This window comes from Kistimonas scapharcae (assembly GCF_039540975.1).
In the GTDB taxonomy this organism is placed as follows: domain Bacteria; phylum Pseudomonadota; class Gammaproteobacteria; order Pseudomonadales; family Endozoicomonadaceae; genus Kistimonas; species Kistimonas scapharcae.
The window spans coordinates 1-14,081 of record NZ_BAABFL010000403.1; the positions used below are offsets into that span (position 1 = coordinate 1).

General features: G+C 50.5%; 12 protein-coding genes. 6 read left to right on the forward strand and 6 right to left on the reverse strand.

Translation table 11 applies throughout. The features are described from left to right. Positions 1 to 149 precede the first annotated feature (149 nt). The gene (locus ABD892_RS15200) at positions 150 to 419 is read left to right on the forward strand and encodes a hypothetical protein (RefSeq protein WP_345196720.1); all 270 of its coding nucleotides are present in this window, start codon (positions 150 to 152) and stop codon (positions 417 to 419) included. 8 nt (positions 420 to 427) lie between these two features. On the opposite strand, the gene mnmE is transcribed toward ABD892_RS15200, so the two are convergent. The 5 genes from mnmE to rpmH form a co-directional block, all read right to left on the reverse strand. Further along, positions 428 to 1,810 carry a tRNA uridine-5-carboxymethylaminomethyl(34) synthesis GTPase MnmE gene (mnmE, locus tag ABD892_RS15205; RefSeq protein WP_345196721.1) on the reverse strand — a complete coding sequence of 461 codons (1,383 nt, stop codon included), beginning with the start codon at positions 1,808 to 1,810 and terminating at the stop codon, positions 428 to 430. Positions 1,811 to 1,897: 87 nt separating this feature from the next. After that, positions 1,898 to 3,547, reverse strand: coding sequence for a membrane protein insertase YidC (yidC, locus tag ABD892_RS15210; protein ID WP_345196722.1), 1,650 nt, complete (start codon positions 3,545 to 3,547; stop codon positions 1,898 to 1,900). Between the two features lie 2 nt (positions 3,548 to 3,549). Then, on the reverse strand, positions 3,550 to 3,960 hold the full coding sequence (gene yidD / locus ABD892_RS27150; RefSeq protein WP_425559272.1) for a membrane protein insertion efficiency factor YidD: 411 nt from the start codon (positions 3,958 to 3,960) through the stop codon (positions 3,550 to 3,552). Between the two features lie 55 nt (positions 3,961 to 4,015). Continuing rightward, on the reverse strand, positions 4,016 to 4,432 hold the full coding sequence (rnpA, locus tag ABD892_RS15220) for a ribonuclease P protein component (RefSeq protein ID WP_345196723.1): 417 nt from the start codon (positions 4,430 to 4,432) through the stop codon (positions 4,016 to 4,018). A gap of 20 nt (positions 4,433 to 4,452) precedes the next feature. Continuing rightward, complete coding sequence (gene rpmH, locus ABD892_RS15225; protein ID WP_211830725.1) at positions 4,453 to 4,587, reverse strand: 50S ribosomal protein L34; 135 nt, start codon at positions 4,585 to 4,587, stop codon at positions 4,453 to 4,455. A gap of 818 nt (positions 4,588 to 5,405) precedes the next feature. Here rpmH and dnaA point away from each other — a divergent pair. The 5 genes from dnaA (at position 5,406) to lpcA (ending at position 12,637) form a co-directional block, all read left to right on the forward strand. Continuing rightward, positions 5,406 to 7,115, forward strand: a complete 1,710-nt coding sequence (gene dnaA, locus ABD892_RS15230; RefSeq protein ID WP_345196724.1) for a chromosomal replication initiator protein DnaA — start codon at positions 5,406 to 5,408, stop codon at positions 7,113 to 7,115. A 40-nt stretch (positions 7,116 to 7,155) separates the two neighbouring features. Beyond that, positions 7,156 to 8,259: a DNA polymerase III subunit beta gene (dnaN, locus tag ABD892_RS15235; protein ID WP_345196725.1), complete on the forward strand. Its 1,104-nt coding sequence runs from the start codon at positions 7,156 to 7,158 to the stop codon at positions 8,257 to 8,259. An 85-nt stretch (positions 8,260 to 8,344) separates the two neighbouring features. Continuing rightward, positions 8,345 to 9,433: a DNA replication/repair protein RecF gene (gene recF, locus ABD892_RS15240; protein WP_345196726.1), complete on the forward strand. Its 1,089-nt coding sequence runs from the start codon at positions 8,345 to 8,347 to the stop codon at positions 9,431 to 9,433. Positions 9,434 to 9,545: 112 nt separating this feature from the next. Continuing rightward, positions 9,546 to 11,960, forward strand: a complete 2,415-nt coding sequence (gyrB, locus tag ABD892_RS15245; protein WP_345196727.1) for a DNA topoisomerase (ATP-hydrolyzing) subunit B — start codon at positions 9,546 to 9,548, stop codon at positions 11,958 to 11,960. 47 nt (positions 11,961 to 12,007) lie between these two features. Further along, positions 12,008 to 12,637 (forward strand): D-sedoheptulose 7-phosphate isomerase, encoded by a 630-nt coding sequence (gene lpcA, locus ABD892_RS15250; protein WP_345196728.1) that lies wholly within the window; start codon positions 12,008 to 12,010, stop codon positions 12,635 to 12,637. A 217-nt stretch (positions 12,638 to 12,854) separates the two neighbouring features. On the opposite strand, the gene ABD892_RS15255 is transcribed toward lpcA, so the two are convergent. Then, a partial coding sequence (locus tag ABD892_RS15255) for a type IV pilus assembly protein FimV (protein ID WP_345196729.1) occupies positions 12,855 to 14,081 on the reverse strand: 1,227 nt, incomplete at its 5' end.

The following is a 14,081-nucleotide window of genomic DNA, read 5'->3' on the forward strand; positions in this document are numbered from 1 at the left end:
ATTTTGCCTGAAGAGCACAGGGGACGCTCTCTTCATTCAATTTAGCCTTACTTCTTCAGATCGTTAAGCGGGAGTTAAGGTTGCTGCTCGACCAATGGAGGCTTCATGACTAAATCGCTGTTGGTATTGATGAAACGCTGGCGTATGACGTGAGCCTTTCACTGGATCCGGATCATAATGCCAGCAAAAAAGATATTTTGATGTTGCAGGAAGTGATTCTGCAGGTTCAACTGACAACGGAATCTCAGTATCACGAACTCAAACATGAGATCAGCGATGTCCGCTCTGACCTGCATAAAGAAATTGCTGGCGTTCGAACCGAGATGGCCAACCTCAGCCGCCAGTTCCGGATAACCTTTGGCGGCTTGATCACAACCATCATGAGTGTGTTTTTCGTGAACTGGTATTTCCACCAGTAATGTCGAAATTATTTTCCAATACAAAACGAGCTGAAGATGGCCCCTAAAAGGTCATCACTTGTGAATTCACCAGTTATATCGCCTAATGCCTTCTGAGCTTGGCGCAGATCGTCCGCCAAAAGCTCTCCGGCGCCGTAACCGCTTAATTGGGCTTTCCCCTTCTCCAGATACTCTTTTGCCTTCTCAAGGGCCTCTATGTGTCTTCTACGGGCGCTGAAGCCACCTTCAAGGGTTCCGGTATAGCCCATGCAGGCCTTCAGGTGTTCACGGAGATGATCCACGCCTTCACCGGTCTGGGCACACAAATGAATCACGGTTACGCCGTTATGTTCGGTTAAACCAGCCGTTTCCGTGGTCAGGTCGATCTTGTTGCGGATAATGGTGATCTTTTCGCCTTTCGGTAACTTATCCACAAATTCAGGCCAGATGGTGTGCGGATCACAAGAGTCGGTGGTGCAGGCATCAACCATCAAAAGCACACGATCAGCTTGGCCAATCTCCAGGAAAGCCCGCTCAACGCCAATCTGCTCGACGCGATCCTCGCTGTCACGAAGACCAGCAGTATCGATAATATGCAGCGGCATACCGTCAATGTGGATATGTTCCCTCAGAACATCCCGGGTCGTACCGGCGATATCGGTGACAATGGCGGTTTCCCGACCTGCCAATGCATTCAGAAGGCTGGATTTACCTGCATTCGGACGCCCACCAATAACGACCGTCATCCCTTCCCGCATGATGGCGCCCTGCTGCGCTTCACTGAAAACCTGATCCAGCTTCGCCATTACAGCGTTCAGGTCATTCTGAACCTTGCCATCAGACAGGAAATCAATTTCTTCTTCCGGGAAATCAATTGCCGCTTCCACATAGATGCGCAGCTGAATCAAGGATTCCACCAACGCCTGAACCCGGCTCGAAAATGCCCCCTGGAGAGAACGCACAGCATTTCTTGCAGCCTGCTCAGATGCGCTGTCGATCAAATCTGCTATTGCTTCTGCCTGAGCCAAATCCATCTTGTCGTTCAGGAAAGCTCTTTCCGAAAACTCACCCGGCCGCGCCATGCGAACACCCAGCTTACCAATCCTGCGCAGCAGCATATCCAGAATGACCTGTCCGCCATGACCCTGTAATTCCAGAACATCCTCACCGGTGAAGGAGTTCGGGCCGGGGAAAAACAGCGCCAACCCTTCATCAATCACCGAGCCGTCTTCATCCAGAAATGGCAGGTAATGCGCGTGACGCGGTTTCAGTGTTTCCGAGACTAAGGCCGAAGCAACGTCACGGCATAGCGGACCTGAAACCCGGATGATGCCGACGCTACCGCGTCCGGGAGCGGTGGCCTGGGCGGCAATGGTATCGGAACTGGTGTGAAGCGTATCGGGATGGGTCATGGTGTCGTGACGGGAAAAATCAGGGCCAATAAAAAAGGCGTAGTCTAGTGACCACGCCTTTGGGGGTAAAGCAAATCCTGTTCAACGTCAGGCGTTGGGATCCGCCTCGATCTTGCGGGTGATGTAATACTGCTGCGCGATGGACAGCAGGTTATTCACAACCCAGTACAGAACCAGACCGGCCGGGAACCACAGGAAGAATACGGTGAAGATCACCGGCATCAGCTTCATGACACGGGCCTGGACAGGATCCGGCGGCGTCGGGCTCAGCAGCTGCTGGACAAACATGGACGCACCCATGATCAGCGGCAGGATGAAGTAAGGATCCATCTGCGACAGGTCATGTATCCACAGAATGAACGGCGCCTGACGGATTTCAACGGATTCCAGCAGTACCCAGTACAGGGCAATGAAGACCGGCATCTGGACAAGAATCGGCAGACAGCCACCCATCGGGTTGACCTTCTCCTTCTTGTACATTTCCATCATCGCCTGGGACATCTTCTGGCGATCATCGCCATACTGTTCCTTCAGCGCCTGAAGTTTGGGCGACAGCTTGCGCATCTTCGCCATGGAACGGTAGCTGGCTGCAGACAGCGGGAAGAATACCGCTTTAACAATCACGGTCAGCGCGATGATGCTCCAGCCCCAGTTACCCAGGATGGAGTGCAGGAACTTCAGCAGTTCGAATAACGGCTTGGCGAACCACCACAGAATACCGTAGTCGATGGTAAGGTTCAGACCATCTGCCAGTTTTGCCAACACTTCCTGGTTCTTCGGACCAACATACAGAATCGCACCGGCTTCACCCGTTTGACCTGGCTTCACTTCAACCACAGGTTCTACGACACTGATAATGTTATTTCCATTAACGACGCGTGTCTGATAAGTATTCTGCTGTTCCTGACCCGGTACCCAGGCGACAACGAAGTAATGCTGCAGAATCGCGGCATAACCCCCTTCCACCGTTTCCTTGAACGGCTTGCTGGCAAAATCGTCAAAATCCACTTTCTGGTACTGCTTTTCGTTACTGCGAACGGCGGCACCCAGATAGGTGTTAATTGTCGTCTTGCTGCTGAACTCGCTGCTTGGGTCTTTGGAATTGTCCCGCTTCAGCTGACCGTAAAAGTTACCACGCCACATCTGGTCAGACGTGTTGTGGATAAGATAGTCGACAGATACCTGATATCCACCGCGCTCAAAGGTGTAACGCTTGGTGATATCGGCTTTGTCGGTTTTCAGGGTCAGGTCAACCTGCAGATTATCCTTGCCATCTTCCAACTGGTAGGAAGTTTTCGCGGCTGTGAATACCGGATGACCATGACGGTCAGGACCATCGGTACCGGTCAGGCCACTCTGGGCGACAAACAGGCGGTTCTGGCTGTTTTCCAGCAGAACAAACGGGTTGTCCGGCTGGCTTTTCACCTTCGGATATTCTGGGAGTGCAACAGAGACAATGTCTCCGCCGCGGGTATCAATGGTGACGTTGAGCGTGTCGGTGGTTACGGTGATCAGCTGCGCACTGGCGGCAGAACCGTGATCCACAACAGTATCGCTTTCCAGCACCGGCGCATCGCTGCTGCCAGTGGCTGCCTGCGCGACCGGCGCCTCTCCCACGGAGACAACTTCAGTTGTGCTCAGCTCGGGCGGCTTGTTGTAGTCCTGGTTCCATTGCAGCACCATCAGGTAACCGACAACGGCCAGGCCAACGATCAGAATAGTTCTCTGCAAATCCATGATTATCGGGCCATCGAATCGGTTTGGTTTTGTGCCTTGAGCGACGCAGTCGTTTTATCCACAGAAGGATCTTCACCACCACGGAACCCAGGGCTGTTTGTTAACGGCGTTGTCCTTGCAGCGCATGCACACGCAGACAACGGGGATCGGGACTCCTCCGATACAGCTTCATGTGCGCCATCTGAACAGTCCGGAACGGGATCATACCCCCCCGGATGCCAGGGGTGACAGCGCAAAAGGCGTTTTATCGACAGGAAACTTCCGCCTAGAAGACCATGAATTTCAATGGCTTCTTTTGCATAAGCGGAACAGGAGGGATAGAAACGGCAATTTCTGCCCAGCAAAGGACTGATCGCGTACTGGTATATGCGAAGAATCAACAGTACCAGTGATTTGACCGGGTTGACGGACATGGCCTGTTCTCCTTGCTGGCGGAGTGCCGGTCAGACCTGAGAAGCAACAGCCCCCTTAACCATGACTGGCGGGGGCTTTGACCTGACCCGGTGCGTTTCGGGTGGGAGACGGCTTCCGGGATTCAGACCGTTGCCTGATTCGCAACCATTGCTTCTCAAGCAGGTTCTGCAGTTGCCTGTTACTGAGTGTGTCCAGACCTTTCCGGGCCAGAACCACGATATCCAGCTTTTCAAGACTGGCCTGGTTCAGGCGGAAAGTTTCCCGCATCATCCGCTTTACCCGGTTGCGGTTAACCGCATGACGGATATTTTTCTTGGCTATCACCAGACCCAGTCGCGGGGTTTCCCGGGTGGTTCGGTGCGCCAGAATCAGCAGATGTTTATGGGATACCTTGATATCTGCAGTATCGAAGACCTGTTTAAACTCAGCGGCATTCAGCAGCCTGTGATCACGGCTGAAACTGAAACTCACGCTCAGGTCCTGGCCGCAAATTAGGCAGACAGGCGCTTGCGACCCTTGGCACGACGACGAGCGATAACCTGCTGGCCGCTCTTGGTAGCCATGCGAGCACGAAAACCGTGGGTACGCTTACGCTTCAGGACGCTGGGTTGAAATGTTCTTTTCATGGGTAACTCACCTACGCTGCAGTTGTACGGGGTACAACTAAAAATGACAGATAAAAGACGCGCAATTGTAGGGAATCCGATAAATAGCGTCAATTTAAAAGATGTATAAAAATCGACCAGCGGATCATGTGCTTCCTTATAAGGCAATATGCCGACAACTATGGTGTCACTCTCTCTACTTTTATCTACAGGCTGAATGCACGTAACGCCTGTATGACTTCTCTTTATCCATTTAGGGTTTGCTTTGCATCTTTTGTATGACAGTTAAAAAACGCTTTTTAGGTAGAAGTACAAATATTAGACAACTGTCTTTTTATTGATTTGGCTTAGAAATATGAATAAAGAAAAATATAAAAAATATATTCTTATATATGTTTTTTATTCTTTGATGTTGTTTATATAGAGCAGCCTGTTTTGTGTGGAAAACGTCAAAAAAACGTTATTTATCAACAGACTATTGTCAGACAAACTATGTCCAAACTACTGCGGTTACCTTGTACGGTTACCGTGGAGCGTTGTGTATAAAAAAATGGGGTATCTGACCGGATGTGCATAAAACGGCATTCTAAGCACAGGTGATTCGCTTGAGTTATACATTTTTCCCACAGAACTATTCACAGCCCTGTTAGTAACTCACTGTTTTTAAAGTATTTATTTCTATAAAAGATAACTTGTTGATTAATAATGACTTTTTAGCATCCAGCCCTATAAATACAGGGTTTTTACGGGTGTGGATAACATCGGCAACACACGATAAAATAAACTGTTTTCAACATCGGTTCTGAACCACTTTCTTCACTTTCAACCGGAGCGTCCTCGTGCCACTGGAGCTATGGCAGAAATGCATGGATATCCTTCAGGATGAACTGCCTTCCCAGCAGTTCAACACCTGGTTACGTCCACTGAAGGTCATGGCGGATCACGACGAACTGTGTCTGCTGGCCCCCAACCGTTTTGTGCTCGACTGGGTCAAAGATAAGTTCCTGCCTCGTATCGAAGAGGTGATGGATGAGCTGACGGATGGGAATCCACCCGCTATCGCTCTGGGTGTGAGTAACCGGAAGCCTTCTTTTAATATCCGTTCCCGTTCGACAGGTACGACGACACAGCAGCGTCGTTCGCCTGCCGAATCACCGGTTGCTGCTGCGACCCAATATGCATCACCCTATTCCAGCAACCAGAAAAGTCTGGATCTGGTGGATGAGCGTCCACAGCAGCCTGTGGCTACCGAGCAGACTACGCTTCATTCCAGCTTGATGAATGTTGAAGCGGAATCCCGTATGCCTGAAATGGCGACGGCACACCAGGAAGAGATGAGACGTGGAACATCATCGCCTTCTTCTGCGTCACGTACTTTTGTGAATCCGTTGAAATCTCGCGCTGCTTCCATCAGTGAAGCGGATGTGATTGAGCCGGAAGCCTCTGCAGATATCCCGCCTGAGCCACCACAACCTGCGCCTACCCGTCAGAAAGAGCGTCAGGTTGAGGTTGAGGGCAGCATCAAGCACAACAGCTCCCTGAATACGACCTTTACCTTTGAAACGTTTGTTGAAGGTAAGTCCAACCAGCTAGCGCTCGCTGCGGCCCGTCAGGTGGCAGAAAACCCCGGAGCGGCCTATAACCCCTTGTTCCTTTATGGTGGTGTGGGTCTGGGTAAAACGCATTTGATGCACGCTGTGGGTAACTCGCTGGTTAAACAGAATCCGGACGCGAAGGTCATTTATCTGCATTCTGAGCGTTTTGTGGCGGATATGGTCAAGGCCCTGCAACTGAATGCCATTAACGATTTTAAACGGTACTACCGTTCTGTCGACGCATTGTTGATTGACGATATCCAGTTCTTTGCCGGCAAGGAGCGTTCTCAGGAAGAGTTCTTCCATACGTTTAATGCCTTACTGGAAGGCGGTCAGCAGATGATCTTGACCTGTGATCGCTATCCCAAGGAGATTGCCGGTCTGGAAGAACGGTTGAAATCTCGTTTTGGTTGGGGCCTGACGGTTGCCGTTGAACCGCCGGAACTGGAAACCCGTGTCGCGATTCTGATGAAGAAAGCTGAGCAGGCCAATATTGAGCTGCCCCATGATTCGGCCTTCTTTATAGCACAGCGGATTCGCTCCAACGTCCGTGAGCTGGAAGGTGCCTTGAAGCGGGTCATCGCCAGTGCGCACTTCATGGGACGTCGTATCAATGTGGACCTGATCCGCGAATCGCTGAAAGATTTGCTGGCACTGCAGGATAAACAGGTCAGCATTGATAATATCCAGCGCACCGTGGCTGAATATTACAAGATCAAGATGTCGGATATCCTGTCCAAGCGCCGCAGCCGCTCTGTCGCCCGTCCTCGACAGATTGCCATGGCGCTGTCTAAGGAACTGACCAACCACAGTCTTCCGGAAATTGGTGAAGCCTACGGCGGCCGTGACCACACCACGGTCCTGCATGCCTGCCGCAAGGTGAAGGAACTGATTGAAACTGATAACGAAATCGCTGAGGATTACAAGAATCTGCATCGGTCGCTGACCAGCTGATGACGGTATCTTCCAACGAGGATTACGAGAGAAGGAAACCATGAAACTCACCATTAACCGGGAAGCACTGCTTAAGCCGCTGCAGTTGGTCGCTGGTGTTGTGGAGCGCAGGCAAACTCTGCCGGTCCTGTCCAACGTTCTGCTGGTTGTCGAGGGTGACCAGCTTTCCCTGACCGGGACTGACCTTGAGGTTGAACTGGTTGGTCGCGTCAAACTGGAACAGTCTGCCGAGAGCGGTGAGATTACCGTTCCTGCGCGGAAGCTGATGGATATCTGCAAATCCCTGCCTGAGGATTGCGATATTGAGCTGAAGGTCAATGACCAGAAAGTGATTCTGCGTTCCGGCCGTTCACGGTTCACGCTGTCCACGCTGCCTGCTAACGATTTCCCTAATATTGAGGAAGAAGCCGGCTCGTTTACCTTCTCCATTGCCCAATCCCGTCTGCGTCGCCTGATCGACCGGACCGGGTTTGCCATGGCACAGCAGGATGTTCGTTATTACCTCAACGGCATGCTGCTGGAAGTGAACAACCATATGCTGCGCTCTGTCGCGACCGATGGCCACCGTCTGGCCATGTGCTCCGTTGATGCGGATATCAGCCAGGATAACAAGCACCAGGTGATTGTGCCGCGTAAGGGTATCCTGGAGCTGGCGCGTCTGCTGACGGAAGGCGATGAGGCGGTCAATATCACCGTTGGCGGAAACCATATCCGCGCCAATACCGGTGATTTCACCTTTACCTCCAAGCTGGTCGACGGCAAATTCCCGGATTATGAGCGTGTTCTGCCCCGAGGTGGTGACAAGATCGTAATTGGCGATCGTCAGACCTTGCGTCAGGCGTTTAACCGGACTGCGATTCTCTCCAACGAGAAATACCGCGGTATTCGCATGATGCTGAATGAAAACACCATGAAGATCATGGCGAATAACCCGGAACAGGAAGAAGCGGAAGAAGAAGTCACCGTAAATTACCCGGGTGATGCGCTTGAGATCGGCTTCAACGTCAGCTATCTGCTGGACGTGCTGTCTGTTATTTCCGGCGATGCGGTGAAGTTGACCTTGTCGGATTCCAACAGCAGTGCGCTGATTGAAGAGACCGAGGGGGGGGATTCCGTCTATGTAGTCATGCCCATGCGCCTCTGAGTCGACGGCAATTCTCTGCACCCTAACAGAAAACGGATGCCCTGAGGCATCCGTTTTCTGGTTTTAAACCGGTAAAAACAACGATATGACCATCAGGCGTCTCGCAATCACCGATGTCAGGAATCTCGCCACGGTTTCCCTGGAACCGTCTCCTGATATCAATATTTTTTACGGCAAGAATGGCAGTGGCAAAACCAGTATCCTGGAATCCATTTACCTGCTGGGAATGGCGCGTTCTTTTCGTTCGTCAAAGTTGAAGCCTGTTATTCGGAATAGTTCACAATCCTGTACGGTTTTTGGGGAAATCAGCCAGGAAGCTCGATCCATTCCTGTGGGGGTAACCCGAACACTGGAGGGGGATTATCAAATCCGTATCGCGGGTGAAACGGTGAACAATGTATCGAGCCTTGCTTCCATCCTGCCCATCCAAGTCATAAATCCTGACACGTTTCGCCTGCTTGAAGGTTCGCCTAAGGAAAGACGGCAGTTTATTGACTGGGGGGTGTTCCACGTGGAACATCGTTTTCTCCCTCTCTGGCAGCGCCTACAGAAATGCTTGAGACAGCGGAATACCTTGCTCCGTCATGGTAAAATAGACTGTTACCAGCTAGATATCTGGGATCAGGAATTGGTCACTGTTGCGAAACAAGTGGACGATTTGCGGTCTGAGTATATAGAGCGACTACTGCCTGTCTTTGAACAGGTCATGGCGAAGTTCTCCAATGTACCCGGATTGAAAGTGAGTTATTACCGGGGTTGGGACAAGGACTTGTGTCTCAGTGAGATTCTCAGAAAAAACCGGGAGCGTGATATTAACTCCGGGTATACCCATGCCGGTCCTCAGCGAGCGGATCTGAAGGTCAGGCTGGAGCGGATGAATGCGGCAGAGATTCTGTCACGGGGACAGCAGAAAATGGTGGTCAGCGCCCTGAAACTGGCCCAAGGGTTACTGTTTTCAGAAATCAGTAATCGCCCATGCACTTATCTGGTGGATGACTTGCCGTCAGAACTGGATGCAGAACACCGGCAGTTGCTGTGCGATACATTGGAATCCATGCATTGCCAGGTCTTTGTGACCAGCGTTGAGCGTGAAGGGTTGGCGCATCAATGGAACGAGAAAACCCAGGTAAAGATGTTCCACGTGGAACATGGTGCGGTAAGTTGTAGTGATTAACTGCGTTGACGAGTGTTTTGTCTACCCTGTTCTGCCTTGGCTCAACTGGTCTTGTTGAGCAGGGCAGACAGCGCACTCGCCCCGACGCGAGAGGTTATGGAGAAGCAGACTGATGACTGAGCAAAGTTATAATGCGTCGAATATTAAGGTCCTGAAGGGCCTTGATGCGGTGCGTAAGCGCCCCGGCATGTATATCGGTGACACGGATGACGGCACCGGTCTGCATCATATGGTCTTTGAGATCGTCGATAACTCGATCGATGAGGCGCTGGCGGGACACTGTAGCCAGATTGATGTGGTTATTCACCCTGACGAATCGGTCACTGTGCGTGACAATGGCCGGGGTATTCCAACAGATATCCATGAAGAAGAAGGGGTTTCTGCCGCCGAAGTTATCATGACCGTTCTGCATGCCGGCGGTAAGTTTGACGACAACACTTATAAGGTTTCCGGTGGTCTGCACGGCGTGGGTGTTTCTGTTGTGAATGCGTTGTCCAGCGAACTGCGGATGACCATTCGTCGTGCTGGCAATGTCCATCAGCAGGTCTTCAATAATGGTGTTCCACGGGAACCGCTCAAGGTGATCGGGGATACCGATACGACCGGTACCGAAGTCACTTTCTGGGCGTCTTCGGAAACCTTCACCAATATCAAGTTCAGCTATGAGATTCTGGCCAAGCGCCTTCGTGAGCTGTCATTCCTGAACTCCGGTGTATGCATTGTACTGAAGGATGAGCGCGATGGCCGTGAGGAAACTTTCAAATATGAAGGTGGTCTGGAAGCATTCGTTGAATACCTGAACAGCAAGAAAACGTCGATCAACAATGTATTCCATTTCTCCCGTCAACGGGAGGATGGCGTCGGTGTAGAGGTTGCCCTGCAGTGGAATGACAGCTTCCAGGAAAGCATTTACTGCTTTACTAACAACATTCCTCAGCGTGATGGTGGAACTCACCTGGCGGGCTTCAGAGCGGCTCTGACGCGCTCTCTGAATACCTATATCGAAAGGGAAGGTCTGCTCAAGAAACAGAAGGTCAGCACCACCGGTGATGACTGTCGTGAAGGTCTGACGGCGATTGTTTCCGTTAAGGTTCCAGATCCCAAGTTCTCCTCCCAGACCAAAGACAAGCTGGTTTCTTCTGAAGTGAAGACGGCTGTTGAACAGGAAATGGCGAACTTCTTTTCTGATTACCTGATGGAAAATCCGCAGGACGCCAAGACCGTCGTCAACAAAATGCTGGATGCCGCCCGTGCCCGTGAGGCAGCCCGTAAAGCGCGTGAGATGACCCGGCGTAAGGGGGCACTGGATATCGCGGGTCTGCCCGGGAAGTTGGCTGACTGTCAGGAGAAAGACCCTGCCCTTTCTGAACTATATATTGTGGAGGGTGACTCTGCAGGTGGTTCGGCCAAGCAGGGTCGTGACCGTCGTACACAGGCTATCCTGCCTCTGAAGGGTAAAATCCTGAACGTCGAGAAAGCCCGTTTTGACAAGATGCTTTCTTCTGCGGAAGTTGGAACCCTGATCACCGCGTTGGGTTGTGGTATTGGTCGCGAAGAGTTCAATCCTGATAAGCTCCGTTACCACCAGATCATTATCATGACTGATGCGGACGTCGATGGTGCCCACATCCGTACCCTGCTGCTGACCTTCTTCTTCCGTCAGATGCCTGAACTGATTGAACGTGGCTATATCTATATTGCCCAGCCACCGCTCTATAAGATCAAGCGTGGTAAGCAGGAATCCTATCTGAAGGATGAACCTGCCCTTCAGCAATACCTGACCACCGCAGCCATGGAAAATGCCAGCCTGCACGTCAATGAAACGGCACCGGGTATCGGCGGTGAGCAATTGGAATCTCTGGTCACTGACTTCCGCAATGTTCAGTCTATTATTGAGCGTCTGTCACGGATTTATCCGGCTGATGTACTCAGAGAAATGATTTATGTCTCTGAGTTAACCGAGGAATCCCTGAAGGATCAGGCTACCGTTGAAGCTTGGGTTAAGGCACTGAATGAAACACTGGAAAACAAAAAATTGTCTGGTGTAAGCATCAGTCTAAGTGCGGTTGAAAATCCTGAGCTGAAAGTCTGGGTGCCTGTTGCCCGTGTTATTGCCCATGGCATTACGACGGAATACCGCTTCCAGACCGAGTTCTTTATCTCCAATGATTACCGCAATATTGTGAAGTTGGGTAATCAGTTACAGGGGCTGCTGGAATCTGGCGCTCATATCCGCAAGGGGGATCGTGTTCAGCCGATCGATGATTTTGAGCAGGGCCTGGCCTGGCTTATGCACGAGTCGACAAAGCGCCATTATATCCAGCGTTATAAGGGTTTGGGCGAGATGAACCCTGAGCAGCTCTGGGAGACCACCATGGATCCGGAATCCCGCCGCATGCTGCGCGTGACCATTGACGATGCGATTGCTGCAGACCAGATCTTCACGACACTGATGGGGGATGTGGTTGAGCCGCGCCGGGACTTTATTGAGGACAATGCGCTGAAGGTTGCCAACCTCGACGTATAATCCGGAAATCTCAAAAATACTGCGTAAAACACTGTCACTGTCTGTTTTTGAAAACAGTCAGTGGCGGTGGCTGGGATGGGACAGAAGCGATGATTGAATTACAGCAATATGTCAGACAGGAATTATCAGAAGCCGCGACAGTGCTTGACCAGTTTCTGAATGACGACGGGAATCTGGAAAAAATTACTCGTGCCGCTGAACTTTTGGCGGAATCCTTTAAGGCTGGCGGTAAAGTGCTTTCCTGCGGCAATGGCGGCTCGCATTGTGATGCCATGCACTTTGCAGAAGAGTTGACGGGGCGTTACCGCGAAAATCGTCCAGCCTATCCGGCCATTGCGATTTCAGATCCAAGTCATCTTTCCTGCGTCAGCAATGATTTTGGTTACGAATATGTGTTCAGCCGTTATGTAGAGGGGCTGGGACAATCGGGCGATATCTTGCTGGGAATCAGCACCAGTGGTAACTCTGCCAATGTATTGAAAGCACTGGAAATTGCCCAACAGAAAGGAATGCGCACGATTGTTCTTTCTGGCAAGGATGGCGGAAAAATGGCTGGCCTGGCGGATATTGAAATTCGCGTGCCCCATTTTGGCTATGCCGACCGGATCCAGGAAATTCATATCAAGGTCATTCATATCCTGATGGGGCTCGTAGAGCAGCTGATGGGAGATAGCTAATAAGATGGTAACCCCGGTGGTTATGCCGGGGGTTGCGAGCTTACCTAGATTTTATTGAAGCGTTCACAGCTAATCTCAAGGTTTGCCTCATAGTCACGAGATTGAGTCGTCAAAAACACAAAGGCAGACGTCATCAATGGTATCTATGCCGGAGCTGCAATAAGCTTCAGCTGGATACCTCAATAACGGAAATCAGCCTGAGTCTCATACTCTTGAGCTACACGACAAAGTGATCAGTGAATTTATCTCGAGAGAACACTATCAAACTCTGTGATACATAACCCAAGAAAGGTGTTATCGTCGTATCCTCAAGTCTTGTGACAACCATATTTGTAGCGATGATGGCTTTTGAGGCGTTCTTAAACACGCAAATTTGTGGATTCATTTGCTTAGTTAGGGTTTGAACATTCATCTTAGGATATGCCGTTGACAGCAATAATTCGCCTAGTAACGAAACTGCGATATCTGACTGGACAGTCTGCACAGCAAAAAACGGGTTGATTTTATCGGTCAGCCTCTCCTTGATATCGAGATTAATACTTTTATTTTCATCATTATTCATTTTTATTTTGTCATAGGTTTTATTATCAGTCGTCGATTCTAAGGCCAGTCTTGGTTTATTTGACACTTGCGCTTTGTCTGTCTCTCTATCCTCATGCAGAACAGCGGAAATCGCTTGTTTCGAAAAATGCGGGTTATATGATATTTCATCAACAACAGAATTAAAGGCTAATACTCTAGCATTGGCGTCCACCTGACGATTGGCTCTGGCCAGTTCCGCTGTACGTTTTAGTCGGTTCTGTCGCTTTGCTGCAACAATCTTTTGTTTATTCCTGAATGTTTGCTTTTTGTTTTTCGCTAAAGGCTCATTGAAACGGGTTAAGGGACGCTCGGCGGTATTGGTGCCATTGGCGTTTTGCACCCTTAATCTGGGCTGAGAATGTTGCTTACCGCTGCCACTCTGCGTGATGGGGATTTGAACACGCATCAAAACTGTTTCATCAGTCGGTATTGCCATCAAAAGGAAATCCAAGTTTTCAAGCGAAACCGGCAATGCACTGGTTAAGCGAATAATGCGACGTCCATCAGCCGCCTGATGCCATGAAGTATTGATCGCTGCATTAAAGTATTGCACTGGAACGTCATAATTTTGATGCTCCAGGGGGGAAGCAACATCGACGACGACCGGCGCATCAGGATCAGTAAGGCCGGACACCTCAATCTCAGCATGGAGTGGTTCATTAAACCCGGAGAATAATTGAATCGCGGAAAACTCAATGGCATGAAGGGAAGGCGTAATAAACAGGAATATCGAAAGGAAAAACGAATAAACGCTTAATCCCGAAATATAAACAATGGCGCTTGCGTATTCTGGCACAACTTGAACACCGATTCTGGTAACTCTTGAACACCCATTCTGGTAAGTCTTGAACACTGATTCTGG

Coding starts and splice junctions, on each gene's coding strand:
- gyrB (WP_345196727.1), top strand. CDS start 9,546: ATGACTGAGCAAAGTTATAATGCGTCGAATATTAAGGTCCTGAAGGGC.
- mnmE (WP_345196721.1), bottom strand. CDS start 1,810: ATGACCCATCCCGATACGCTTCACACCAGTTCCGATACCATTGCCGCC.
- dnaN (WP_345196725.1), top strand. CDS start 7,156: ATGAAACTCACCATTAACCGGGAAGCACTGCTTAAGCCGCTGCAGTTG.
- yidC (WP_345196722.1), bottom strand. CDS start 3,547: ATGGATTTGCAGAGAACTATTCTGATCGTTGGCCTGGCCGTTGTCGGT.
- recF (WP_345196726.1), top strand. CDS start 8,345: ATGACCATCAGGCGTCTCGCAATCACCGATGTCAGGAATCTCGCCACG.
- yidD (WP_425559272.1), bottom strand. CDS start 3,960: ATGTCCGTCAACCCGGTCAAATCACTGGTACTGTTGATTCTTCGCATA.
- rpmH (WP_211830725.1), bottom strand. CDS start 4,587: ATGAAAAGAACATTTCAACCCAGCGTCCTGAAGCGTAAGCGTACCCAC.